This is a genomic window from Lentisphaerota bacterium, assembly GCA_016873675.1.
Taxonomy (GTDB): domain Bacteria; phylum Verrucomicrobiota; class Kiritimatiellia; order RFP12; family JAAYNR01; genus VGWG01.
In genome coordinates this window covers 1-2,941 of record VGWG01000191.1, presented here as the reverse complement: position 1 = coordinate 2,941, position 2,941 = coordinate 1, and the positions used below count along the sequence as shown (strand labels likewise).

The 2,941-nt window shown below is 61.5% G+C and carries 4 protein-coding genes; 1 reads left to right on the top strand and 3 read right to left on the bottom strand.

The annotated features are described in order from the left end of the window. The 3 genes from FJ222_12540 to FJ222_12530 all read right to left on the bottom strand — a co-directional run. Positions 1-635 (bottom strand): hypothetical protein (locus tag FJ222_12540; protein ID MBM4165250.1); only part of this gene is annotated, 635 nt, incomplete at its 3' end. A 74-nt stretch (positions 636-709) separates the two neighbouring features. Beyond that, positions 710-970 carry a hypothetical protein gene (locus FJ222_12535; GenBank protein ID MBM4165249.1) on the bottom strand — a complete coding sequence of 87 codons (261 nt, stop codon included), beginning with the start codon at positions 968-970 and terminating at the stop codon, positions 710-712. A gap of 516 nt (positions 971-1,486) precedes the next feature. Further along, a complete protein-coding gene (locus FJ222_12530) occupies positions 1,487-2,539 on the bottom strand; it encodes a WYL domain-containing protein (GenBank protein MBM4165248.1) in 1,053 nt (350 codons plus the stop codon). A gap of 190 nt (positions 2,540-2,729) precedes the next feature. Here FJ222_12530 and FJ222_12525 point away from each other — a divergent pair. Beyond that, on the top strand, positions 2,730-2,941 hold a 212-nt coding region (locus FJ222_12525), incomplete at its 3' end, for an IS91 family transposase (protein MBM4165247.1).

Here is a 2,941-nt window from a genome sequence, read left to right as displayed (position 1 = left end):
GCCGGAAACGGTTTTAGAAAAGCGGCGAATTCAGCCCCGCGCCGCGCCACCACGTCGTCAAACGGCTCGCTGTGCGAGGTCGCCGGCCAGGTGGACTGCATGGCCTCAATGGCTAGTTCCGCCCACCCCCCCTTGCGCGGGACCAGTTCGATCACGCCGCGCTCAACCCGCTCGCCCTGCCACGGCGCATCGAGCGTCATGCGGCCGGCCAGGCGCGTGACGGCGAACTGACTTTTGACCCAGGTCAGCGAGACTTGGATGCGGTCGGCGTTGTGCGCGAAGATCACCGGGCAGTAGCTCTTGAGATGTGGCAGCGCCAGCCGTGCCTTGCCGTCGCGCACGCGCAGACGCAAGGCGCCACCCGCCCCGAAAACGCATTCCAAACGGGCGCCATTACCCTGGAGCACGGTCAGAGCCGGGGTACTCGAAGGCTGTGCGTTGACCACGCTGCCCCTGGAATCCAGCAGTTCGATCCCGAACGTGGAGCCATCCCGCACGCTGTGGCAGGTACGCAGGTAGAATCCGGCCGGGGTATAATCAATTTCCCGGGAAAGCGAGAGCCAGGAATCCGGAACAGACGCCGGCACGACACGAGGATCAAAGGTGCAGACTGGTGTCGAGGTGTTCTTCTTCATAAATTTTCTCCTGACGTGCACAGATGCGGGTGATGTTCGCATATTCTGCGGTTAGTTGAAAGCACGTTAGCTGCTCAGCTACCGCCCAAAGGCGGGAATCGGCCGACGATAACGGGCGACGAGAGCGGTAGACGATGGGGAGGGGGATTCTCCTCGTAATCCGTAGTCGTCGCCGTAATCGTCGACCGATCTGCTTCCAATTTTGCATGACCTGATCGATGACGAAACGGCATGCTCGCCTGTGCACCAGGGCGCGTCACGGAGATTGAGGCGGCCCGCACGGCCCGCCGCGCCGCCTCCTCGATCGGCAGCTCCTCAGCCAAGCCGACAGCCAGCCAAGCCGTAAAACAGTGTTTCGTTCGATCACGTCGGGAAGGGACTGGCGTTCAAAAACGGGAAAGACGGCAAGCCGGGTAAGCTACAGGGGTTTGCGATTGCCGGCGCGGATGGAAAGCCTGTGTGGGCTGACGCCGTGATTGACGGTAACACGGTGGTGGTGTCATCTGAAAAAGTGAAGCAACCCGTCGCCATCAGTTACGCCTGCCCGCTCATGGAAGCGTGGGCAAACTTCTTTAACAAAGATGGGTTGCCTGCCTTGTCGTTCACCACGGCGAAATAGACAGGGCATCGCGACATCGCATAGAGAAAACAACCGACAGCGACAGGGACACGTTATGAAGAAAAACGCGCACAAACACGAGTTGACGAATCAGGGGTTGAAATTGGAGGTTTGCGAGCAGGACGGTTACCTCCACATGCGACTGGTGGCGGTTGCGGATGGGGTCGTTTGGTCAGACGAACCCTATCTGTACCGGTTCACGCGGGCTACCGAGGAGGGGAAAGCACGGCTGCTACGGCGACTGGACGGCCGAGTTGTTGCATGTGGCCGGGCTGCTGGACATCGAGGCGCGCGTGTTTCGGGATTCTTGAGCCCGGAGTCCATCCCGCAGTTTCTCCGCGATCCGATCCCGGAGACTTTCCGGCTCCAGCACCTTCACATCCGGCATCCAGGACAGGATCCAGCGCACGAGTTCCTTGCGGCCCGTAGTCTCCAGCCGCATCTCGACGCGTCCATCCGGATTCATCTGGAATTCCTGACTGGGGTGCCAGTCCCGTTCGGTAATGTAGACAGCCAGTTTTGACTCGAACAGCAACCGAACCTTGATCGGCGCCTCGCCGCCCACAATCCCGAATGCTTGCTTGGCGTAGGTTTCGGCGTTGAAGTCCGCCGGACGCGTGAAGATATGCCCCGTAGCAGCGATCTGGCGGAACCGCGACAGGGCGAACGTCGCGATCTGGTCCTTGGCCGTGTTCAGGGCCAACACGTACCAGTTTCCGTGATAGGCGAGCAGATGATACGGGTGTAGAACGTACTCGGAAACGCGCCCGTCGAAGGTCTGGTATGTGGCCCGGAGCGCCTCCCGTCGCTCCACAAAGCCCGCCAATCGTGCCCAGACCTCGGGATCGATCCGTACCCGGTCCTCGGGTAAGACGCCCACATGCTCGCTCAGCCAGGCGGGTTCGACGGTGATATCGCCCGCCAACGACTCGGCGATCTTATCCAGCACCGAGCGCATGTCCATGTGCAGCGGCGTGCCCTCATAGTGGGCGAGCAGTTTGCGGGCAAGGCCGAAACTGAACGCCTCCCGGCGCGTGATCGACACGGGCGGCAAGGCATAGGTCTCGTCGGTGAGCCGGAACCCGTGCAGGGCCTCGTCGTACGCGAGCGGGGCGCGCTCCTCATCGCGCAGGAAGTCCAGATCCCGCGCCACGGTGCGGCGCGACACCTCGAACTCCTTCATGAAGTCGCTACTGTTCGCCAGATAGCCGGTCTCGGCGCCCTCTCGCACCATCTGAACCATGCGCCGAATCCGGTAATACTGGGGCCTCGATCCTGCCTTCATTCTTTTCTCCAACTATTTCAGGGGGTGTGCCGTTAGATGACACACCCTCTTTTGTACATTGGGCGGCATGGTGGAGCAAGTCTATCGTCCGCGCCGGCCCCGGCAGTCGCCGCTCTGGCAGTGTCTGTCGGGGCATTTTGATGCGTTCCTGGAGGCGTACGAGGAGCGCTATCAGCCGTGCTACGGATTCCTGCGCCCCATCATCCCCGAGGTCGTGAACAAGTTCCTGGACTGCGGCGACCTCGAACGCGGCTTCGCCCGCGTGCGCTGCGATCACTGCAAGCACGAGTACCTGCTCGCGTTTTCGTGCAAGGGGCGCTGGTTCTGCCCATCATGCCACCAGAAGAAGGTCCAGCTTTTCGGCGCGTTGCTGACCGAGACGATCCTGTTCCCCGTGCCCCA

Coding starts and splice junctions, on each gene's coding strand:
- FJ222_12530 (MBM4165248.1), bottom strand. CDS start 2,539: ATGAAGGCAGGATCGAGGCCCCAGTATTACCGGATTCGGCGCATGGTT.